This window comes from Cohnella suwonensis (assembly GCF_042655365.1).
Classification (GTDB): Bacteria; Bacillota; Bacilli; order Paenibacillales; family Paenibacillaceae; genus Cohnella; species Cohnella suwonensis.
This window is the reverse complement of sequence record NZ_JBHSMH010000070.1, coordinates 1-20,864: the sequence shown is the minus strand read 5'-3', so window position 1 is coordinate 20,864 and position 20,864 is coordinate 1. Positions and strand designations below refer to the sequence as shown.

The following is a 20,864-nucleotide window of genomic DNA, read 5'->3' as shown; positions in this document are numbered from 1 at the left end:
GAGGCAAGGGGATAATAGTACGATTGTTCCAAAATGACACGAAAATTAGGTTAAGCCTAGATAAGTAGATGTCCATAAAACTTATACTTTCTGACACTACGAAAAAGCGCCCGAACCTGTAGGTTCGGGCGCTAGCGCGAAAGGCGCGCAACCTCTTGCCGACCGTCATTTACTTGAACTTGGCCGGAAACTGCTTGACGATCCCGTCAACCAGAATATCGGCGAAACGGATCATGTGCTGCTCGCCCTTGTCGAAAGCGGCGATGTCCCCTGCCCAATCTTTGTTGAGCCTGGTAGTGAGCGCATCCGTTACTAATTGAAGATGCTCGTACAGCATTTTCTTCAGCTCTTGTTCCGACCAATTCGGATTGGCCTTGCTCAGGAAACGGGCCATTTCGTCCGCGTTCGCGTACCACAGCTTATTGTTCTTGTCGACGTCCGCCGCGTTCCCTTTAATGGCCGCGTCGACGATATTTCCCGCGAGCAGGATATGCTCCGTCAGGAGTTCCGCCAGCTTGTCCCCCGCGGCGTCTCCGTAATACGGCTTGATCGCGTTCCCGATGTCCTGTTGGTTACGGAGCAGCCTTTCCAGTACTTTCGCTTGATCGTCCGCTCCCGACACCGCGCTCACGATGTAATTCCTCGTCCACACGACATGGTCGATCCATAATTTCCTCAGATCGCCCTGCAATTGTACCCTTGCAGGCGTATAACACGCCTGCTTCTTGATGGCGGGAGCTGCGTACGCGCTTCCGACCGCCGTCGCCGGCGATCCGAACAGCAAAGCCGCGCATAGACCGACGGCTACGATCATTTTTTTGCTCATGAAAAAAATCCCCTTTCCGATACCTGCGATCCGTTCCGTCGTTACCGACTTATTCTAAACGTTTGGCCGGAATTCATTCATAGGGGATTTCGTTCGCGATCTAGGCTTCAAGTAGCATGATGTCGTTCGATCGATCTATTCGCGCACGCCGATGAACTCTTCGAGATCTCGGTCCGCCTTCGATTGGTTGCATTCGTTGCACGCGCAGACGCAATTGTCCGGCGTCGTATGGCCGCCTTTGGCCCGCGGAAGCAGATGGTCGATCGTGTCGCCGTATTGGCCGCAAAAATAGCACGTGTATTCGTCGCGCTCCAGGATCAACCGCCGGAATTCCTTGTTGCTATAGATGCGCCGGATCGTGTGCCGGTTGACGACGACGGCCGCGCGCTCCTTGACGAGCGTGATCGCGAGCTCCGGTTCGACTTCCTGGTACCAGCGACGGCCGTTGTCGGTCTTCCCGCGCATGCGGATGAAACCGAGCCTGGTCGGCCTTAAGCCCGACGCGTCGGTAGATTCGCGCGCGGACATCGCCATCGGCAAAACAAACGGACGAGCCGAAAGATGCTTCGACCTCATCGGTTTGATAGGTTTCGGCGACGGAGCCGAGGACGGGCCGATCGGAACGAGGGAGACGGGCCCCTTCGAAGCGGCCCCGGCTTTGCCGCGCTTCCTTCTTTTGCGCTTGCGCTTCGGCGGCTCGGCTTCGGATTCTTCTACCGGCCCTTCCACGGTTTCGGACCGGATTTCCGGCTCGGCTTCGCCCGTCACTTCGGGAATCGAGCGCTCTTCCGGCGCTACGCCGCCTTTGCCGCGCTTCCTTCGTTTGCGCTTGCGCTTCGGTTTCTCCGTTGCCTCGGACCCCGCCGGAAAGGAAACTTCCGCAACGACGTCAGCCTCGGCAGGCATCTCTTCCGAAGTCTCGCCCTGCTTCAGCCGGCAGGCACGGCACGTGCCCCGGCGTCTCGCGACCCCGTCCCGGGTCCCGCTTCTTCTAAGAAAATCGGAAAGCGGCTTGCGCGCGGAACAGATCGCGCACGTCTTCGTTGCCGTTTCCGTCTCGTTTACATAGATATCGGTTGTCATACTCCGAGTATATCATACCCTCCGCAAGAGAAAAGAGGATCAGAACTCTCGTCCCGATCCTCCCCGATGCCTATTTCACGTTCTTCCAGCCTCCGAAGCGCGTCACGTCCTCGGTTTCCGCCCATTCCGCCGCATAGCCTTCGCATATAAACCCCGGCACTTCCGAGCCGTCGGCCAGCTCAACCTTGCCGATGCCAAGCGGAGACGGAATGAGCGCGACGAAAGAACCGAACGCCGCCATCGGCATTTCCCACACCTCGAGGGCAATCGGTTCTCCGTCTGCCGCAAGCTTAATCAGCCCGGGCTTCGCGGGTGCCGTCGGCAGCTTCAGCAGCCGGTATTTCGGCGCCGTCGTCGTCTCCTTGACGAACGTCGCCCCGCGCTCGAGCAACTGCTTCTCGAGCGGAAAGCCGCGCATGTGCAAACCGCACACGGCGACGTATGTTTTCTCGGTCGTCATCGGATGAATCACTCCCGTTTTTCATCTTCTAAACTTACAATCGCTTCGACATGACGTACCAAGAGTCCGTGCGCTCGGGATAGTCGACCGTCCGGATCGCGGAATAGTCCCGTTTCTCGTAAAAAGACACTTTACCCGGCAACGATAGCCTGACTTCGACGAGAGTGTCCGTCATGCCGTCCCGGCGGGCCCGATCCTCCAACTCATCCAACATCTCCCTGCCGACGCCGAAGCCGCGAGCCGCCGGAACGACGGACACGCGGCCGATATACAAGTAATTCTCTTCGCGGTAATACTGCGCCGATCCGACGGGTCGGTCGTCCAGCCACGCCAAGATCGCGCCCCCTCGGCCGCCGATTGTGCGCCGGATATCCGCGATCTCCTCCCGCAGCGCGCCGGAAGGAGGGTTCAGGCGGCCCCGGTACTCCTCGAACGCTTCCCGCATCAACCCGTGCACGAGCGGAATCTCGTCGTCCTTCGCCTCCGCGATCGTCACCTTCATCGGCCTTTCCCCCACGCTTCCGCCGTCCCTCTGATCAAATCCTCCCGCTCGGCCATGGCGAAGAGAGTAATGCCGAAAGGCAAATCCTCCACCGCGTCCGCGGAAGGCACCGAGACGGCGCACATGTCCAGCAGGTTGCAATGATTCGTATACTTGCCCATGTCGCGGTTCGTCGCGACCGGATCTTGGCGTACCTGCTCGCGCGTCCACGTGCCGCCCGCCGTCGGCAAGACGAGCACCGCGTCCGCCAGACGTTTGCGAGCTTCGAGCTTATAGCCTTGGAGCTTGTGCATCGCTTGGAACAACGCCCCCGCCGTATGCTTCGCGTCCGCGCCCGAGCGGAGAATACGCTCCGTCACCGGAAACACGTCTCCCGGGTGCGCTTCTACGAATTCTCCCAATCCCGCCCAGCGTTCCGCGACCCAAGGGCCCTCGTATAGAACGGCGGCGGCATCGCCGTAGAGCGAGATGTCGGCTTCTTCGACCGGGATGCCCAGTTCGCGCAGCCGCTCGACCGAAGCGAGCCACGCTTCCCGATATGCCTCGGCGAACGGCCCGTAGAATTCTAGCGCTTCCAACGCCGGCACGCAAATCCGGGACGGCAACGCGACTGCCTGCGCGGGAAGCTCGCGCGACCATGGATCTTCCTCGTGCAGCCCCCTCGCGACGGCGTCTACCGCCATCGCGTCTGCCAGCTCGCTCGCGAAAACCGTCACGCAATCGAGGCTCTCGCACGCGGGCACGACGCCCCTGACCGGCCAAGCGCCGAGGCTTGGCTTGTAGCCGACGAGACGGTTCAACAGCGCGGGCACCCGGCCCGAGCCGGCCGTATCCGTGCCGAGCGAGAACGCCGCATGGCCGAGCGCGACGGCGACGGCCGAGCCGCCGCTCGAACCGCCGCTGATCAGCTCCGGCTTCAGCGCGTTATGCGTCTCCCCGTAAGGGCTGCGCGAACCGACCAAACCGGTGGCGAACTGATCCAGGTTCGTCTTGCCGAGCGGAATCGCCCCGGCCGCGATCAGACGCTCCACGACGGCGGCGTCGGCAGAAGGCTCGTATGCGAACGCCGGACAAGCGGCCGTCGTCGGCGCGGCCGACCAATCGATGTTGTCCTTGATCGCGAACGGGATGCCCCAGAGGGGCGCGTCCTTCGGATCGAGCTCTTCGAGCTTCTTCACGTAAGGCTCGATTCGGCTCCATTCGGGAGGCGTGATCCATACGTTCATCCCTTCGTCTTCCCGGGCGCGCCTAACGATCGCGCGCACGACGTCCGCCGGCGTCGTCTCGCCGCCGGCATAGAGGGCTCGAAGTCCGGCGATCGTCAGTATTTCCGGTATGGCCGCAGCGTTGTTCATCGGATATCCCCTCGTCTCTTTCGCTTCCGCGTTATTTCAGAAGACTCGCGATCAGCTGGCCGGATTGAACCGATTCTCCCGGACCGACGAACACCGAACCGACGACCCCGTCGAAAGGCGCCTGCTGCGCGAATTCCATCTTCATGCTCTCTTGGATAATAAGCGTATCGCCTTTCTTCACTTGCTGTCCCGCGGATACGAGCACCTTCCAGACGCTGCCCGGCATCGGGGACCGTACGGCGACCGCCCCCGCCGGCAACTCGTCTTCCTCGGCCGGTACGGAAGCCTCTTGCTCGGACACGTACTCGGCGAGGCCGCTCCGTTTCCAGCTTTCGCGTTCTTCCTGGAACGCCGCTTGCTGCTTGGCGCGGAAAGCGCTCGCGCTCTCCTCGATCGATTCGAGGAATTGCATGTATTCGCCGAGATCGAATTCGGTCTCCTCGATGTCCGCCTCGAACCGCCCGCGAAGGAAATCCTCGCGCAGCTCGAGCAATTCGTCCGCCTCGACCGGATAGAACCGGATTTGATCGAAGAAACGAAGCAACCACGGCTGACCCGGTTTGAAGCTTGCCGTCGGGCGGAGCTTGTTCCACATCTGCACCGTGCGCCCGACGAACTGGTAGCCGCCCGGCCCTTCCATGCCGTAGACGCACATGTAGGCTCCGCCGATGCCGACGGCGTTCTCCGGCGTCCACGTGCGGGCCGGGTTGTACTTCGTCGTCACGAGGCGGTGTCTCGGATCTGTCGGCGTCGCGACCGGCGCGCCGAGATACACGTCCCCGAGGCCTAGCACCAAATAGTTAGCGTCGAACACGATCCGTTTGACCTCGTCGATATCGGCGAGTCCGTTAACGCGGCGGATGAACTCGATGTTGCTAGGGCACCACGGCGCGTCGGGACGGACGTTCTGCCGGTAGCGGTCGATGGCGATTCTCGTCGCCGGATCGTCCCAAGACAGCGGAAGCCTCACGATACGGGAAGGGACCCGGATCGACTCCAGCGGCGGCAGGGCGCTTTCGATCTCGACGATGCGCTCGCACGCTACGGACGCCGTCATCCGTGCCGGATCGATGTGCACCTGAAGCGAGCGAATGCCGGGCGTCAGGTCGACGAACGGAATCGCGGCGCTATCCTTGATCGCCTGCATTAAAGCATGCGCTTGGAAGCGAAGCGCCAAGTCAAGCTCCAGCCGCCCGTATTCCACGAGCAAATATTGGTCGCCGCTGCAACGGATCGTAAGCGAGAACTGACGCCCTTCTTCCGCGCGGTACAGAATCGGATAATCGGTCCGGAAATCGGCCGCGGTCGACGCCGGCAAGGATACGGGCTCCAGCTCTTCCCGTTCGCCGGCTCCGATCGCTCTCAGATTGCTCTCTTGCTGTGCGCGAAGCGCGTCGGCTTCCTGCAGCGTCAGCAGCCTGAACCGAAGCTTGTCGCCCGGATGCAATTGGCCGAGCTTCCATAGCTCCGCCGTCGCCGTCGTCGCCGGGCAGACGAAGCCGCCGAGACTCGGACCGTCCGGACCAAGCAGAATCGGCATGTCGCCTGTCAGGTCGAGCGTACCTACCGCGTAGGCGTTGTCGTGGATGTTCGACGGGTGAAGCCCGGCCTCGCCGCCGTCCTCCCGCGCCCAGAGCGGCGCGGGCCCGATCAGGCGGACGCCCGTCCGCGAGCTGTTGTAGTGGACTTCCCATTCCGTCTCCGTCAGCTGCGCCAAGTATTCCGGCCGCAGGAACTCCTCCGTGCAATGCGGCCCAGGCACGACGCCGATCGTCCAGCCGTTCGTCATCGCCGGGCGATGCTCGGACGCCAGCGCGACGCCCGCCTGCGCCATCGCAACTGCCGCACCGGCCGCACTCAACGCACCGGCCGCCTCGCCTCCCGCATTCACGTTCAGCACGTCTCCCGTCCGGATCGCGCGTCCGCCGTGCCCGCCGAAGTTGCCTAATGTGAACGTCGACGCGCTGCCGAGAATTTTCGGCATATCGAAGCCGCCCCCCACGAGCAAATACGACCTCATTCCGACGGATGCTTCCCCGAACGCGAGCACTTGGCCGCCGCGCGCCCGCACCGCCCGGTACGTCGGCACCGGCTCGTCGTCCAGCGTCGCGCCCATGTCCGCGCCGGTGACGCAGAACGTCGCGTCGCTCCGGAAAAGGAACGTCCCGCCGCGCAGCGTCATCTCGAGTCCCGCCGCGTCGTCCGCGTTGCCAAGCAGCTTGTTGCCGATCCGGAAAGACAACGGATCCATCGCTCCGCATGGCGGAACGCCCACGTCCCAATATCCGACGCGCCCCGGATAATCCTGCACCGTCGTCTGCACGCCGCCGTCCAGCACTTCGAGCGCCCGCTCGTCGGGCTCGAAGCCGTTCAGCAGTTGCGTGTACACGTTGCCCGATAGCACTTCCGCGTCGCCGAGCAGCTCGCGCAAATACTGCAGGTTCGTCGTGATGCCGTAGAACCGCGTCTCCCCGAGCGCCGCCGCCAGCTTGGCGATCGCGTCTTCGCGATCCGCGCCCTTCACGATAATCTTGGCGAGCATCGGATCGTACAGCGTCGTGACGGTCAGGCCGTCGCGTACCCAAGTCTCGTTCCGCGCGTCCGGCGAGAACAAAGCCTGATCGAGCTGGCCCGCGCTCGGCCGGAACCCTTGCAGGCAATCCTCCGCGTAGATGCGCGCCTGGATGCTATGTCCGCGCGGCTCGGGAACGAGCGCCTCCAGACCATTCATCTCGTCGGCCGCTTCCCGCACCATCCACTCGACAAGATCGACGCCGAGCACCTCTTCCGTGACGCCGTGCTCGACTTGCAGCCGCGTGTTCACCTCGAGGAAATAATATTCGCCGCTTTCCGGATCATACAAATATTCGACCGTGCCCGCGCTGCGGTAACCCGCTTCTCCCGCCAACCGGCGGGCCGAATCCAGCATGCTCGCGCGCGTCTCCGCCGCAAGGCCCGGCGCGGGCGTCTCCTCGATCACCTTCTGGTTGCGCCGCTGAATCGAGCAGTCCCGTTCGCCCAAAGCGACCACTTCGCCGAACCGGTTGCCGAAGATTTGCACTTCGACATGGCGCGCCCTCGCGATATATTTCTCGAGGAATACGCCGCCGTTCTTGAAGTTCGTCTCCGCCAGATGCCGCACCGAATCGAACGCCGCACGCAGCGCCTCTTCGTCCGCGCATATCCGCATGCCGATGCCCCCGCCGCCGGCGGTGCTCTTCAGAATAACCGGATAGCCGATACGCGCCGCTTCCCGGACCGCCTCTTCGATCTCCGCGATGAGCCCGGTGCCAGGTAGCATCGGCACGCCCGCCTTTTCGGCCGCTTCACGCGCCGAATGCTTCAGCCCGAACGTCGTCATCTGCTCCGGCGTCGGCCCGATGAACGCGATTCCTTTTTCCCGGCACGCCCGGGCGAACTCCGCGTTCTCGCTCAAGAATCCGTAACCCGGATGGATCGCTTGCGCCCCGGTCTCGAGAGCGGTCCGCAGAATCAGCTCGGCGTTCAGGTAACTTTCCTTCGCCGCTCCGTCCCCGATGAGCACCGCTTCGTCGGCTCCGTCGACGTGCAAGCTGTCTTGGTCGGCTTTCGTATAAACGGCCACGGAGGCGATGCCCATCCGGCGAAGCGTCCGTTCGATCCGGACGGCGATGGCGCCGCGGTTAGCGATGAGTACTTTGGTAAACATGAGGACCACTCCCGCTCTATCTATTCGATCAATTGTCCCAGATCAGCACGCGAATCGGCGTCGGGTTGTAGGCGTTGCAAGGGTTGTTGAGCTGCGGGCAATTGCTGATAAGCGTCATCGTACGGCCCTTGGACCGCATCTCCACGTATGCCCCCGGCGAGGAGACGCCGTCCGCGAACGTCAGCCCGCCCTCGGGGGTCACCGGCACGTTCATGAAGAAATTGATGTTCGGCGCGAGATCTCTTTTCGTATACTTGCCGCCTTCTTCGTGGTTCGCGAGCTGCAGCATGAACGTATCCCGGCAATTATGCATATACAGCTTCTCGTGCGCGTAACGGACCGTGTTGCTCTGGGCGGAACAAGAACCCCCGAGCGTATCGTGGCGACCGCACGTGTCGGCGACGATCGTCAGCAGCTCCTTGCCCGACTCGGCCCGCAGCACCGACCCCGTCGACAAGTAGATGTTGCCTTGCCCGGCGATCGTTCGCACCGCGCTATAGTGATCCTCCGGATGGTCGGCGTCGTAGAACAGCGTATCCGCCGCCTGGTTCCCCTCCAGATCGACGATGCGAAGCACTTGTCCCGGCTTCAGCTCGCGCATCCAGCCGTCCCCGGCGAGCACGACCTCGTCGTAAATCGCGGATTCGGGTTGGCGAGGGCTTTCGACTCTATTAAATACGGCCATGAATGGTTCCCCCTATCGGAAAAATAAGTTCAGCGCAGCAGCGCGTCGTATTCCCACGTGTTCTCGTAAGCTCGGCGGTTCTCGGGACGGAAGTTGACGCAGTAATCGTCTTCGCCTACCGGCCCCTCCGACGGCAATACTTCGAGCTTCACCGGCACCGAGGGGTAGGCCGTTCGCGGATCGAGCGGGTTCGGCGTGTTGGAGAGCACGAGCACGACGTCCATCTCCGTCCGCAGCGTCACCGTCGCTCCCGCCGGGCAATGCCCGATGTCGTATTGCATCTCACCCGCGTCGTCGCAGACGACTTTAGAGAACAAGTTCACGTTCGGCACGAGGTCGCGAAAGCCCAGCCCGTTACGAACGAGCTCGACCGCGAAGTTCTCCCGGCCGCTTCGCAGCCATTCGTTGCGGGCCTCCTGGTAGGTCGTGGAGCCGTACTTGGCGTCCGTCTCTTCCCGCGTCGTGTACGCGGAGATCGTGTCGTGCCAGCCGAGGCTGTCTTGGACGATCGCGGCGAGAACTCGGCCGTTGTCGCTCATGAGCGTATGGCCTTTCGTCAGATGCGCGGTGTATTGGGCTTTCAGCGTGTCCGGCATATTGTAGCGTTCGGTCAGGTCGGCGGCGTTGTAGAGCAGCAGCGAGACGTTCGCCCCCGCTTCCAGCGCGGTAAACCGCAGCAGCTTTCCTCTTCCGACCCTCCCCGACCACTTGCCCCCCGGGCGGATCGTCGTGCTACAAGTCTCGTGACTCATCGCGAATCTCTCCTTTACGGTTGAAAGTAAACAAAAAGGGAGACATCACAAGACGGGCGTCTTGATGATATCTCCCAGGTTTTTATCCTTCCGTGTCGTCCCCGCTCGCGGGAACGGTTTACTCTCGGACCAGCCCGGCGCGTCGCCGGCGGAACCCTAGTAAACTGATTATGCGGTTGTGTAACTAAACATAACATTGCTGCTTTTTCTCGTCAACCGATTTTGCAAAAATGCTGGTCACAGTCGGGTTTATATGTTATATTTCCTAACATAACTCTATAGCAAGCCTTCTAGGGTTCCGCGGTCCCCCTTGCCGGTCTGGTCCGAGAGAAGGCGCACGGCGCCCGTCGTCGTGTCCACGGAGGGATAAAAGCCCGGGAGATATCGCTTGCCGATATCCTCAGGGCTTTTTATTTGGCTGTGTTCCACTCTGTTGTGGCTTAATGACAGACAAATGAACTGTAAAACATGCAGTTATTTCGGCTAAATCTCAGATATCTGGCGAATAGATGTAATACATACATTAATTTCACCAGATTCATCCTGCATCAGTTGAAATCCGCAAAATGAAGTGCACCTTTTGCATATAATTCATGCAAAGGCCTTACCACGTATCTTTTTTCATGCACATTTTACAGTTAAATATTCCAACTACGTTGTTTCTAAGCAACATTCACGCTGAACTCAGCCTTTTATTTTTATCGAACTGGAGAGATCGCCATGAACAACGCCGCCGAAACGGTCGCCGGCTTTCGCCGAACGTTAAAAACGCGCCATCTCTTCTGTATGTGTCTCGCTTGGATGTCCCCCATGTTCTATTTTACCATTCACGGGAGTTCACCTACGAGAAATCGCAAGGCATGCTGACGCAGGCGTGCCTGCTGGCGTTCGTCGCCATCTTCTTCACCGCGTTCAGCTACGGCCGCATGGCGAGGACGTCCCCCAGCTCCGGCTCCGCGCACTCGTACGTCGGTCGAAGCATGCACCCCTACATGGGCTTCCTCATCGGCTGGGCGCTTCTGCTCGATTACCTGTTCTCGCCGCTTATCGCCTGCCTGACTTTCGGCATCTTTCTTCATACGCAATTCCCGTCCGTACCCGTCTGGGTATGGATCGTCGGAATGAACGTCGCGCTCGCGGTTATCAATATCGTCGGCGTCAGCTTCTCTGCCAACATCAGCCGTGTCTTCGTCTGGCTTCAGATGGCTTTCATCGCCGTGTTCAGCGCGTTTCTATTTAAACACCTCCTAGGGGGAGGGACTGCCGGTCCGATTCATCCGCTGGAACCGCTGTTGCAAAACGACGTGCCTTTATCCGCCGCGCTCGCCGGAGCCTCCGTTATCTGCTTCTGCTTCCTCGGCTTCAACTCCGTGACGACGATGTCCGAGGAGACGATCGACGCCGGACGGGCGGTGCCGAAAGCGATTCTGATCATCATCGCGATCGCGAGCATCCTGTACCTCGTTCCCTCTTCCCTGACCCAGCTCGTCGGCGGTTCCGGCCTGTCCGCGCTGTTCATGACCGTTCTCGTATTCGCGATCTTCACGCAAGGACTCGCCTCGTTCACGACCGTCTCGCGATTGCTGTTCGTTAGGGACGCGACGGCTATTCGGGGCGCTGCTCGACACTTCCGCGCTGTGGCTCGGTCTATCGTGGGTCGTATTCGGCGCGATCTACCACGCGATTCGATACCGGGTGCGTCCTAGCGATTCGCCCAATTCAAAATTGGGAGACCTAGAAAGAAATGCGCGCGGATTCAGCGGCGGCGGCCGGAAGATCAACCGTTCTTGAAGGATTCCCGGAGAAGCAGGTTTCCGTGGATCAACGTTTTCTCGAAAGCTCTATCGGGATCCTCCAGCCGGGTAAACAGCATCTCGGCCGCCCTTCTCCCCAACATGGCAATCGGGGAATGTATGGTGCTTAAGGCAGGCAATGAAGGATCCTTCTCCTCGTCCGTATGGTCGAACCCGGTCACGGATACGGTTCCCGGAACGTCGACTCCGTTTGCTTTAAGCCCTTTCAACACGAGGTAGGCAAGAAAGTCATTGGCGCAAACGAACGCCGTCGGAAGCCTCTTCTGGGCAACCAGCATGTCGATCTCTTTAAAGATGACCAGATATTCGTGCTCTTCCAGTTGCAGAAGAGGATCCTTCTCCGGATCTGCCGCGGCCAGCCGATTCTCTTCCAACGCGATTCGATAGCCCAGCCAGCGATCATGGAAGCTTCGAGAATAACGCGGATTTCCTACAAAACGGATATCGCGATGCCCCGCTTCGATGACTATCGAAGTCAATTGACGCATGCAATCGTAATTGTTCATGAATACGGTATCCGACGGAATGAGCGGGTCCTCATGGTCAATGAGCACGAAAGGAATACCCAGATGACGAATTTCGAGCAGCAATTGCGTGGCGATGTAGCCGATGCCGATCAAGCCCAGTACGCCATCCGGGTTGATGCTCTTCAGCGATCGGTCCGAATGGTTCTCCGTCACCATCATGACGCCGACCTCGCGCTCGGCCAGCGCGGCCGATACGCCGTCGATAATACGGCCCCAGAATAACGATTCCCGGCTTTGAAAGCGTACGTTAGGCATAAGAATGATGACCGTGTTCTTGGTCGTTATTGCCGTAGGCTTGTTTCTAAACTTCGACCCTGAAACAGACGCTTTCTTCATATACTTGGCTTTCCAGAAATAACCGAGCTCTTGGGCCGTCTGAACGATTCTAGTCCGCGTTTCATCCGCGACGCCGGGCTTGCCGGACAATGCCTGCGACACCGCGAATTTGGATACGCCGACCTGCTCGGCGATTTGCTGCATCGTTACTTTTTTCAATCAGGGTTCACTCCGTTTGTAGAGGTTGTTCAAAAAGTCCGATTTTGATCACGAAGTATTTCAAGAAGTCTATTCGACGTCGAATCTTGAATTCAGCCGGGACTTCCGGTTCTCACGTAGGTTTGCCTACGCTCCGATCCTCATTCCCTAGCTTCTTTCAACCTTCTCGGTGCTGAAAATCGAACTTTTTGAACCTTTAATTGATGAGGTTGTTCAAAAAGTCCGATTTTGATCACGAAGCGGATCAGGAAGCTTATTCGACGTCGAATCTAGAATGCTGCACGGGACTTCCGGTTCTCACGCAGGTTTGCCTATGCATGATTGGTCTTATACTCTTTCGCGCTATAGCCCGTATATTCCTTGAATTTTTTATAAAACCAGTCCAGCTGCCGATAACCGACCTCGCGGGCGATCTCGTAGATTCTCTTATCCGTCGTCATCAACAATTCCTTGGCCTTCTCCATGCGAACCTCCACCAAGTAATCGTTAAACGTGATCGACTCGAAATTCTTGAACAATCTGCCCAAATAAGCCGAATTCACGTAAAGTTGCTTGGCGATCGCCTTCAGGCATACGCCGTCACCGCAATTGCGCAGAAGGAGCGTCTTGGCCTCTTCCACGAACGGATGGGTTTCGGGTTCTTTCGGCGAGCCTTGGCGGTTCACCTCGTCCAATGCCGCCGCCAAAGACTTGTTCAAATCCAGAAAAGAATGCATCAAGCCCCCGATACCAATCCGCACCTGAACTTTAGCGTATTTAGCCAGACAAGAGCCCAGAAACGTCTCGAGCCGACTCATCGCTTCGTCGGTCAATTCCTTCTTCGCTCCGTATAAAACCAATCCGATCGTACTCTTATCGACTCCGAACACCGTTCCGGCTTTGCCGATGAGGTCTTCCATTATGTTAATGACGGCGAACTGATCCAGCTCGACATTGGCGGCGGAATTCGGATCTACTTCGGCTATTCTGACGATCATCGATCGCTGTAATCTTCGGATGTGTTCCTCCCCGGATTCAGCGACATCCGACGTTTGGGGCAAAGGCGGCCGGTACGCCATTTTCTCAATTGTAAGCGTATTCATTGCCATCGTTTAATAACCCTCCCCTAACCTCTATATCCCAATCTTACTATAATTTATGATAAAAACAAGAGGAATTATGCTAACAATATAATAATAATTTACACTTAAAACGTTTTCAATCCCTAATAACTGCATTATATTGATTAAAATCGATTATTTATGCAAAATATTTGTCGTAATTTGTCGAATTGTTATCCTAACAAAATCGAGCACAACAAAGAGTAAAATGTCACGGTCGACCAATTAGCCCATATGCTCGAATTGCATCCTAGAACAATTAGGCGCTATATTCGCGACAATCAACTTAAAGCTTCTAAAGTCGGCGGAGAGTGGAGAATCAGGAAAGAGGATGCGGAAAAGAAAGGGCGATATATCATCTGGGGAAACCCGACTTTCGTAGGTAAGGTTCTTTCCGCGGTAGGGGAAGCGACTTGAATGAACGAGAATCCCCGATATCGGCTTTTTACGATAACGGGGATACTTTCAAACCGATCTCAGCGGCCTCCGGCCATGACGATCTAGCGCTTCCTACCCCTTGCATAAAGTCCGGCTCCCGCCGCGACTGCCGCCAATGCGATCAAGCCGACAATGAGCCAACCGTTCATCGCGCCGCCTTGGTCGGTCTCCGAAGGAGCAACCGTCGTCGGGGAAGGCTCCGCCGGCACGACCGTCGCCGTTGCCGTCCCTTCCCCGTCCGGTTCCGGACTGGCAACGACGGTCTCGTCATGAACCGGATCTGTAGGGGACACGCCGACGATAGTCGTACCGGACTTCGTGAGGGCGTAATCCAGAACGGCGCCGCTCCAGAAGTGCACCTTGAGAAGGACCTCTCCGTCCTTCAACTCTTTGAAGAATTGCGGAGTCAGATTGAGCTCGCCTTCCTCGTACTCCGGAGCGAACGCATAGTTATACTCCTTGAAGGGAGTCCAGTCGGCCGGGCCGGCATTGCCGCCGTTCGCGTAAACGGCTTCCATCGCCTTGACACGATCCCCGTTGTACAAGGCCGGGATGTTAAACAAAGTATCATTGCCTTTGACGCTATTTAACCGAGGCGTATCATAGAGGATCACGTGAATAGCCCAATCGGCGCCCGACGAGAACTTGACGGTCAAGGCGGCGTTCTCCCCGAACTGCCCGTTCATGAGCGACTCCAACAAGGCGGCTTTGAGAGTCAGACGGTCCGCGCTCGCTTCATAATCGGCGCCTGCCGTCAGCTTGCGTTCGCCGGCGTACAGATCGACGAACCGATTGCCGTTTAAGACCAGGTTCACGACCGCATCCTGAACGGGCTCATTCTTCTTAATATAAATCGAATCCGTCTCCGCGGTCGAGGAACGGCCCTTCCACCCCGCGGACATGATATCGTACAAGGAAGGATCGGCCCACTTGAGCTCGCGTCTGTCGAAGTGCTGGCCGTTGTCCCACAGCATGGTCGTCATGTTCTTCGCATGGGTATAGTAACCGGCGTACTCGAAATACTTCAGCATCTCTCCGTGCTCGATCGTGCCGGTCGACTTGTCGAAGCCGAGAAGTCCGTATTCGCCTACGAGGACCGGAATGCCTTTCGCGACAAATTCGTCGTACGCCAGATCGAAGAACTGCTCCAGCTGCGTTCTCGCTTCGTCATCGAAGGTCGTCGCGCCGGCCAAATTCACGCTGAACGGATAGTAGCCATAAAAATGAATCGTCGCAATCAGGCGGCTGTCTTTCAGCTTCGCGATCGTCTTGCCGAGCTCTTCGATCCGTGCCGGCGAAGAACTGGCCGTCAGAGTAGGGAGCACCAAAGGACGTTTGCCGTTGCCGCCTCCCGAATGACGGACGATCCGATGGAAGCTTACGTTCAGTTCTTCGAGCATAGCGAAATATTCCGGCGCATCCTTGTTCCAATCGTCCGAGAATCGAGGCTCGTTGATGCTCTCGAACATCAATTTGTCGGATTCGTCCTTGAACGCTTCCGCGATTTGCTTCCAGAGCGCTTCGAACTTGGCGAGAACGGCATCGTGCTCCGTCTCCATCTTGCCGATCCAATGCGAGTCGTGGTGAAGGTTAAGAACGACGTACAACCCGGCATCCAGCGCCATATCGACGACTTCCCGAACCCGGCTCATGTATTCCTTATCAATGAGGTAATCGGGACCTTCCCCCAAATGTCCGTCCCAGGTGACGGGAATCCGGATACTCTTGTAGCCCAAGGCGACAAGCCGATCCACCAAGTCCTTGCTCGTGATCGGGTTGCCCCACGCGGTCTCGCCCGGCGCTTCAAAGGTATTGCCTAAGTTCCAGCCCGGCTGCATGTTATCGACGTATTTCTGCATCGCGCTCTTCCTCTCCGCGGCTTCCGAATGACCAAGCATGCCTGGCGTCGCTATGCCGATTGCGATAGCCAACGAGACCAGAAGACGAAATAGATTCATGCAACCCCCCGCTTCCGAAAATCAACTTGAATGGCTGAATTTATATTCCTTCGGGCTATATCCGGTATACTCCTTGAACTTCTTGTAGAACCAGTCCAGCTGCCGATATCCGACTTCGCGGGCAATCTCGTATATTCGCTTGTCTGTCGTAAACAACAATTCCTTGGCTTTCTCCATACGAACCTCCACCAAGTAATGGTTAAACGTAATCGACTCGAAGCTCTTGAACAATCTGCCCAAATACGCCGGATTCACATAAAGCTGCTTGGCGATCGACTTCAAGCATACGCCGTCTCCGTAATTCCGCTGAAGAAGCGACTTCACCTCTTCGACGAACGGATGCGTATCTTGTTCGCCCGGAGGCATTCGGCGTTCCAACGCCTGCAACGCCTCCGCAATCGACTTGTTCAGATCCAAAAACGTGTGCATGAGACTTCCGATCCCGATCTGCACCTTCACCTTGGCGAAGTTCGCCAGACAGGAGTCGATAAACGCAACGAATGTCTCCATCGTATCATCCGACAGTTCTTTCTCGGATCCGTAGAGAACAAGTCCGAAAGCGCATCCCCTGATACGGAACACGGTTCCCGTTCGGCCGAGAAGCTCTTCCAAAATATTCACGATGGAAAAATCGACCAATTTCTTGTCTGTTTCGGATTGAGGCTGATCTTCCATCCATTGGACAACCATCGTTCGCTGAATTCTGCAGTCGGCACCCTTTGCCGTCGTCACCGTATTCGTAATCATCTCCCCCTTTTCCGTAATTCGTAGCCCGATTATCGTTGCTACTCCCCGATCTATAGACAATATCCGAAGGCCAGAATGGAGAATTCCTTATGTTTTGAACCTTCCGCCATCCTGATATCCACTTTGCGCCGATTGGCGCTCTCCTTGTTCAACACCATTTTGGTTACGGGGTTATTCCATCCCGAACTCATGTATCCGTCGGCGGTCAGCGCCAATTCGCCGTCAACGCGCAGATCGATTGCGCCGGTCCTCGGTTCCTGGCTCTCTTTATAGACAATAAACAGATTTTTGCAATCGAGCTCCAGTACGTAACTTTCATCGGAAGCATCCGCACGATGCGTCCACCCGTTCGGAAATTGGCTGATCGTATTTGCTTTTTCGAATCCGCCCAACGAAAGGACAGGCGCATCGACGGCATCGAGCATCTTCATCCCCCGGAATTCGTCTCCGTAAACGAAGCTTTGCGGAAGCCGGCTCTCCGCATCCTCTTCCTCCCGGTCAACCGTCGCATAATAATACTTAATGAACTCCGCAATGAGCTCGTGTCCGTTCAGATCCGGATGGGTACTATCGTTCGAATAATCCTGCCAAGTCATTTTTCCAGCCTGTATCTCCATCATGACGGCGTCTTTTACGCTAATCATCGGGATATCGAACCGTTCTCCGATTTGCTCCATTTCATTCTGAGCGGAATACCCCGTCTCCATGACGGTAAACAACAGCACGACCGCCGGATGCGTCTCGCTGCCGAACAATCGGGCGAGCAAGCTCTCGAATGCCTTCATGCTTGTGGTGTCCCTTGAATCGTTAACGGCAAACTCTACGAAAACGATATCCGGCTCATATTGCAGCACATCGCGTTCTACGCGGATCAATCCGAGCAAGGAATTCGTTCCGGACATACCCGCATTGACGAATTTTACATTATGCCCCGTCCCGTAAGCTCTCGAGAAGCAGTCGCAGGATAACCTTGCATAGTTGCGTTCCGGGCCTGCGGAGTGGCCTTCCGTAATCGAGCCGCCCAGATAGACGATCGTAACCTCCCGTCCTTGCCGCGCCTTTTCGATCGCCTTTTTGACTCGATTATTGTTGCCTGTGCCGATAAGGGAACGCTCCACCATATTCATCCGGTTTGCGTCTTTTTCACTTGTAGCTGCGCCCATGTCATTCTCCTCGCAAACATTCTCGATTTCATGTTAGCGCTTTCTATTCCAATAATCCAATAATTATATTAATATACAAAGTATAAGTCATAACCTATAACGAGCTGAGGGAGCCATCGATATGACACCTCAACATTTGAAGTATGTCTTGACCTTGGCCGAAGAGAAAAATTTTTCCAAGGCTGCTCAGAAGCTTTTTATTACCCAACCGTCTTTAAGCCAATTCATTAAAAATTTGGAGTCTCAATTGAATGTTCAATTGTTCGACAGGAGCACCGCGCCGATCCGATTGACCTACGCCGGAGAAATCTATGTCGACGCCGCGCACAAAATACAGGCGGTTCAAACGGAACTCGACAACCAGTTAACGGATCTCCATAACCTGAACCTCGGGGAGCTGAGAATCGGAACCACCCCCTTCCGCGCTTCCTGCTTATTGCCTAAGAGCATTGGAGCTTTCCGCCAGAAGCACCCAAGGGTGAACATTCATATCGTCGAGGACAAAGAATCGGCGTTGGAGTCCATGCTATCCGAAGGCAATTTGGACATGTGCATTCTAGCGGGGCCGTTAGACGCCAACCTGTTCCATTCGGAACCATTGGCGGAAGAATTGCTTTACCTGGCCGTCCCTCCGAATAGCCCTTTCCACAACGGCAAAGAAGACTGCCGGATCACGGTCGAAGATATACTGATGAACTCTCGCCGGCTATTCAGGGCGAATCCGATCGATCTGTCGCTATGCGCGCAGGAGTCCTTTATCTTCCTGCAGCAAGATCGGAATTTTCAACAATTGGAGCATGCACTCTCGCAATTGCCCGAATTCAAGCCGGATATCGTGATGCACACCGAACGCATCGAGACGTCCTTCGCCTGGACCTTGTCGGGTATCGCTTGCTGCTGCATTCCGGATACCTTTATCCGTTTCGGCAATCACCAAAGGCATCCGATCTACTACAAATTGAACAGCGCGCTGGCGCAACGGGATATCGTCGTCGCCTTCAAGAAGAATCGTTACTTGTCCAGGGCGGCTTCGAATTACGTGCTGATCTTGAAGCAATTAATCGGGCAAGGAACCTGGAAGCCGCCCGGCTGAAGAGGGAGAGATTGGGCGGAAACCGCCCGGGGAGGATTGAAGGATGGTATGAACAAGATAATGAATCGATTTACGGTTCCGATAGGGGTCGTGTCCTTGCTATCCTTCATGCTTCTAACCTCATGCGCCGATCCCGCGAACGAATCAAAGACGAAGACGCAGACGGAAAACACTCAAAAAACGCATAAGGAGGCTCCCGCAAGCATGATAGAACCAATCGTTTCTCGGGAACAGGTCAGGTATACGGGAAGATTCGACTTTTCCCAACCTGAAGGTCCCCAATTTGCTTGGTCCGGCAGTTCGATCGCGATTTCTTTCAAAGGTACGGAAGTTCGCGCATTACTAAAACCCGTCCAGTCGGGCATGGCGGATAATTGGGTAAATATCGTGATTGACGACCAGGAACCGGTGCCCGTAAAAATCGACAAAGAAAACAGCTATCTATTGGCCTTGAATCTCGCCAATGAAGTACATACGGTTGAAATCTTCAAACGCACCGAGCCCATGGTCGGCGAGCTGCAATTCATGGGCTTCGAGCTTCCCGAAGGCGCCGAACTGTTGGAACCGCCTTCGCGGCATGAACATAAAATCGAAATCATCGGAGACTCGATTACCGCCGGCTATGGCAACGAAGCCGCAAGCATAGAGGACGGTTTCCAGGCAAGCCAAGAAAACCATTACTTGGCGTACGGTCCGATCGCGGCGCGCAGCCTGAATGCCGAGCTTATCGCCCTTGCATGGTCGGGGAAGGGGATGTATCAAAATTACGGCGGCGTTAGAGACATCCAGATGCCCGAGCTCTATCGGAGAACGCTGCCGTCCAGAAGCGAAAGCTCCTGGGATTTTCATTCACGGGTTCCCGATGTCGTGGTCATCAACTTAGGCACGAACGACTTCAGCGTCGACACGATCGATCCGTCTCAATATGTCGCTGAATATAAACGGTTTGTGGAATTCATAAGGACGAATTATCCCGACGCCCATCTGTTTTGTACCATTGGACCGATGAATCGAAAGCCCGCCGAATTTATTGAAGGCATCGTAAGCGAATTAAATCGGGCGGGCGACGAACGTATTTACTTCTATGAATTCCCGCCTCAAAATGTCGAAAAAAACGGAGTGGGCGGAGATTGGCATCCTTCTCTCAAAACTCACGCCATAATGGCAGAGCTTCTTGCCGCGGAAATCAAGAACAAGTTAGGGTGGTAACGATGAGCCGTTATACGCCCGAGTAAGCCATAAACCCGCCGTCGACCGGCACCACCGTGCCGGTGACGAAGCCGGACGCCGTCTCTTCGACGAGCCACAGCAGCGCGCCGAGGCTTGTTACAAGTACCCTTTTTTGCAGCGATATCGCCTTGTTGGACTTCCGGTTTTGGTACCTACATCAGGCATGACTTTGCCTTTTTCAACAAGCGACTTAAGATGTTTTACTGCCGTATTCCGATGAATGCCTACCGCTTTCGCGAGAGCAGCCGGAGAGAACGACTCCGCTCTATTTTCAATAAAACTGTAAATAGCCATTTCAGTTGGCAATAATGCAGGTACAATCCTATCCGATTCAAAGCCCCACTTCGCCAGAGCATGCATTAGCTGTTGTTGGCAACGGCGGGGCTGATCCATGATACTTTGAAGGGAGAACCTTAATACTTTCCAATCGTCGATGACAAGGTCATTTTGGCGGAACCGATCATCTGAAAATTTATACGCATCCGCTTGTTGGCCATGTGATCCTTTATCGTCTACTTCAATGCATATTTTGATGGCTACCGATGGCTTAGCCAAATCCAAGTATCGATAACCGTCTTTAAAGTCGACTACTTCATACTCTGCATGCCATCCATCAAAACTCCCGACGGCAGGCCAAAAAATGCGGGCAACGAACTGCTTCAAAGAAAAGCTCAAGCCCTTTTTTAGGCGTTGCCGCCGCTCTCCCGCACTCGCCTTGACTTGAGATACCATCCACCGTTCGTATGCAGCATGCAGTTGCGGATTCATCCCGTCTTTCGCGTTTGCCATCTTCTTCTCCTCCTGAATAAAAATAGCCGCCAGTCCGGAAATCTTTCCGGAGCTAGCGGCGTAAGCGTCAAACCTTCCCCACCTTCAAGCCCGCTAATCGCTATGAGATAATCCTCCTCAGAATCAGTCAGGGGAGGATTTTTTATGGCCAGAAAAGAT

16 protein-coding genes, 4 pseudogenes and 2 riboswitches are annotated in these 20,864 nt (G+C 56.4%); of the genes and pseudogenes, 4 read left to right on the top strand and 16 right to left on the bottom strand.

The window, feature by feature from the left end; genetic code table 11:
* Positions 1–169: 169 nt before the first annotated feature.
* The 8 genes and pseudogenes from ACFPPD_RS18365 to ACFPPD_RS18330 form a co-directional block, all read right to left on the bottom strand.
* Entirely contained in the window at positions 170–826 is a 657-nt protein-coding gene (locus tag ACFPPD_RS18365) for a glycosyltransferase (protein WP_209751515.1), read from the bottom strand.
* A gap of 135 nt (positions 827–961) precedes the next feature.
* Complete coding sequence (locus ACFPPD_RS18360) at positions 962–1,909, bottom strand: HNH endonuclease (RefSeq protein ID WP_378082804.1); 948 nt, start codon at positions 1,907–1,909, stop codon at positions 962–964.
* Between the two features lie 70 nt (positions 1,910–1,979).
* Positions 1,980–2,363: pseudogene (locus ACFPPD_RS18355) on the bottom strand (allophanate hydrolase-related protein); the annotation flags it as partial.
* Positions 2,364–2,403: 40 nt separating this feature from the next.
* Positions 2,404–2,871, bottom strand: coding sequence for a GNAT family N-acetyltransferase (locus tag ACFPPD_RS18350; protein ID WP_209751518.1), 468 nt, complete (start codon positions 2,869–2,871; stop codon positions 2,404–2,406).
* Between the two features lie 17 nt (positions 2,872–2,888).
* A pseudogene (locus tag ACFPPD_RS18345) lies at positions 2,889–4,226 on the bottom strand (allophanate hydrolase); the annotation flags it as partial.
* Positions 4,227–4,257: 31 nt separating this feature from the next.
* Positions 4,258–7,914: an urea carboxylase gene (gene uca, locus ACFPPD_RS18340; RefSeq protein WP_209751522.1), complete on the bottom strand. Its 3,657-nt coding sequence runs from the start codon at positions 7,912–7,914 to the stop codon at positions 4,258–4,260.
* Positions 7,915–7,942: 28 nt separating this feature from the next.
* Positions 7,943–8,599 carry an urea amidolyase associated protein UAAP2 gene (locus ACFPPD_RS18335; RefSeq protein ID WP_209751524.1) on the bottom strand — a complete coding sequence of 219 codons (657 nt, stop codon included), beginning with the start codon at positions 8,597–8,599 and terminating at the stop codon, positions 7,943–7,945.
* Between the two features lie 29 nt (positions 8,600–8,628).
* Positions 8,629–9,351 (bottom strand): urea amidolyase associated protein UAAP1, encoded by a 723-nt coding sequence (locus ACFPPD_RS18330; RefSeq protein ID WP_209751526.1) that lies wholly within the window; start codon positions 9,349–9,351, stop codon positions 8,629–8,631.
* Between the two features lie 69 nt (positions 9,352–9,420).
* Positions 9,421–9,522, bottom strand: a riboswitch (guanidine-I (ykkC/yxkD leader).
* Positions 9,523–9,630: 108 nt separating this feature from the next.
* A riboswitch (guanidine-I (ykkC/yxkD leader) is annotated at positions 9,631–9,734 on the top strand.
* 477 nt (positions 9,735–10,211) lie between these two features.
* Between ACFPPD_RS18330 and ACFPPD_RS18325 the strand changes: the two genes are divergently transcribed.
* The gene (locus tag ACFPPD_RS18325) at positions 10,212–11,057 is read left to right on the top strand and encodes an APC family permease (RefSeq protein ID WP_378082798.1); all 846 of its coding nucleotides are present in this window, start codon (positions 10,212–10,214) and stop codon (positions 11,055–11,057) included.
* A gap of 71 nt (positions 11,058–11,128) precedes the next feature.
* Here the strand turns inward: ACFPPD_RS18325 and ACFPPD_RS18320 are convergent, their stop codons facing one another.
* A complete protein-coding gene (locus ACFPPD_RS18320) occupies positions 11,129–12,187 on the bottom strand; it encodes a LacI family DNA-binding transcriptional regulator (RefSeq protein WP_378082796.1) in 1,059 nt (352 codons plus the stop codon).
* Between the two features lie 311 nt (positions 12,188–12,498).
* Entirely contained in the window at positions 12,499–13,275 is a 777-nt protein-coding gene (locus ACFPPD_RS18315) for a helix-turn-helix transcriptional regulator (protein WP_378082794.1), read from the bottom strand.
* A 237-nt stretch (positions 13,276–13,512) separates the two neighbouring features.
* Here ACFPPD_RS18315 and ACFPPD_RS18310 point away from each other — a divergent pair.
* Positions 13,513–13,704: pseudogene (locus tag ACFPPD_RS18310) on the top strand (helix-turn-helix domain-containing protein); the annotation flags it as partial.
* Between the two features lie 83 nt (positions 13,705–13,787).
* On the opposite strand, the gene ACFPPD_RS18305 reads toward ACFPPD_RS18310, so the two are convergent.
* From ACFPPD_RS18305 to ACFPPD_RS18295, 3 genes are read right to left on the bottom strand one after another with little or no spacing between them, the layout of a single operon-like run.
* Positions 13,788–15,683 carry a cellulase family glycosylhydrolase gene (locus ACFPPD_RS18305; protein WP_209751530.1) on the bottom strand — a complete coding sequence of 632 codons (1,896 nt, stop codon included), beginning with the start codon at positions 15,681–15,683 and terminating at the stop codon, positions 13,788–13,790.
* Between the two features lie 21 nt (positions 15,684–15,704).
* Positions 15,705–16,430 carry a helix-turn-helix domain-containing protein gene (locus ACFPPD_RS18300; protein ID WP_209751532.1) on the bottom strand — a complete coding sequence of 242 codons (726 nt, stop codon included), beginning with the start codon at positions 16,428–16,430 and terminating at the stop codon, positions 15,705–15,707.
* Between the two features lie 50 nt (positions 16,431–16,480).
* Positions 16,481–17,593, bottom strand: a complete 1,113-nt coding sequence (locus tag ACFPPD_RS18295; RefSeq protein ID WP_209751535.1) for an SGNH/GDSL hydrolase family protein — start codon at positions 17,591–17,593, stop codon at positions 16,481–16,483.
* Between the two features lie 121 nt (positions 17,594–17,714).
* Between ACFPPD_RS18295 and ACFPPD_RS18290 the strand changes: the two genes are divergently transcribed.
* Positions 17,715–18,686: a LysR family transcriptional regulator gene (locus ACFPPD_RS18290; RefSeq protein WP_209751536.1), complete on the top strand. Its 972-nt coding sequence runs from the start codon at positions 17,715–17,717 to the stop codon at positions 18,684–18,686.
* Between the two features lie 204 nt (positions 18,687–18,890).
* A complete protein-coding gene (locus ACFPPD_RS18285; protein ID WP_209751542.1) occupies positions 18,891–19,895 on the top strand; it encodes an SGNH/GDSL hydrolase family protein in 1,005 nt (334 codons plus the stop codon).
* A 10-nt stretch (positions 19,896–19,905) separates the two neighbouring features.
* Here the strand turns inward: ACFPPD_RS18285 and ACFPPD_RS18280 are convergent.
* The 3 genes and pseudogenes from ACFPPD_RS18280 to ACFPPD_RS18270 form a co-directional block, all read right to left on the bottom strand.
* Positions 19,906–20,007, bottom strand: a pseudogene (locus ACFPPD_RS18280) (D-mannonate oxidoreductase); the annotation flags it as partial.
* 5 nt (positions 20,008–20,012) lie between these two features.
* Complete coding sequence (locus ACFPPD_RS18275; protein ID WP_209751544.1) at positions 20,013–20,705, bottom strand: helix-turn-helix domain-containing protein; 693 nt, start codon at positions 20,703–20,705, stop codon at positions 20,013–20,015.
* The coding region (locus ACFPPD_RS18270; protein WP_378082788.1) for a hypothetical protein at positions 20,681–20,864 on the bottom strand (184 nt) is incomplete at its 5' end. The genes ACFPPD_RS18275 and ACFPPD_RS18270, both read right to left, overlap by 25 nt.

Bases quoted from the DNA above. Each gene is read 5' to 3' on its own strand.
- ACFPPD_RS18365 (WP_209751515.1), bottom strand. From the start codon at position 826: ATGAGCAAAAAAATGATCGTAGCCGTCGGTCTATGCGCGGCTTTGCTG.
- ACFPPD_RS18360 (WP_378082804.1), bottom strand. From the start codon at position 1,909: ATGACAACCGATATCTATGTAAACGAGACGGAAACGGCAACGAAGACG.
- ACFPPD_RS18350 (WP_209751518.1), bottom strand. From the start codon at position 2,871: ATGAAGGTGACGATCGCGGAGGCGAAGGACGACGAGATTCCGCTCGTG.
- uca (WP_209751522.1), bottom strand. From the start codon at position 7,914: ATGTTTACCAAAGTACTCATCGCTAACCGCGGCGCCATCGCCGTCCGG.
- ACFPPD_RS18335 (WP_209751524.1), bottom strand. From the start codon at position 8,599: ATGGCCGTATTTAATAGAGTCGAAAGCCCTCGCCAACCCGAATCCGCG.
- ACFPPD_RS18330 (WP_209751526.1), bottom strand. From the start codon at position 9,351: ATGAGTCACGAGACTTGTAGCACGACGATCCGCCCGGGGGGCAAGTGG.
- ACFPPD_RS18325 (WP_378082798.1), top strand. From the start codon at position 10,212: ATGCTGACGCAGGCGTGCCTGCTGGCGTTCGTCGCCATCTTCTTCACC.
- ACFPPD_RS18315 (WP_378082794.1), bottom strand. From the start codon at position 13,275: ATGGCAATGAATACGCTTACAATTGAGAAAATGGCGTACCGGCCGCCT.
- ACFPPD_RS18305 (WP_209751530.1), bottom strand. From the start codon at position 15,683: ATGAATCTATTTCGTCTTCTGGTCTCGTTGGCTATCGCAATCGGCATA.
- ACFPPD_RS18300 (WP_209751532.1), bottom strand. From the start codon at position 16,430: ATGATTACGAATACGGTGACGACGGCAAAGGGTGCCGACTGCAGAATT.
- ACFPPD_RS18295 (WP_209751535.1), bottom strand. From the start codon at position 17,593: ATGGGCGCAGCTACAAGTGAAAAAGACGCAAACCGGATGAATATGGTG.
- ACFPPD_RS18290 (WP_209751536.1), top strand. From the start codon at position 17,715: ATGACACCTCAACATTTGAAGTATGTCTTGACCTTGGCCGAAGAGAAA.
- ACFPPD_RS18285 (WP_209751542.1), top strand. From the start codon at position 18,891: ATGATAGAACCAATCGTTTCTCGGGAACAGGTCAGGTATACGGGAAGA.
- ACFPPD_RS18275 (WP_209751544.1), bottom strand. From the start codon at position 20,705: ATGGCAAACGCGAAAGACGGGATGAATCCGCAACTGCATGCTGCATAC.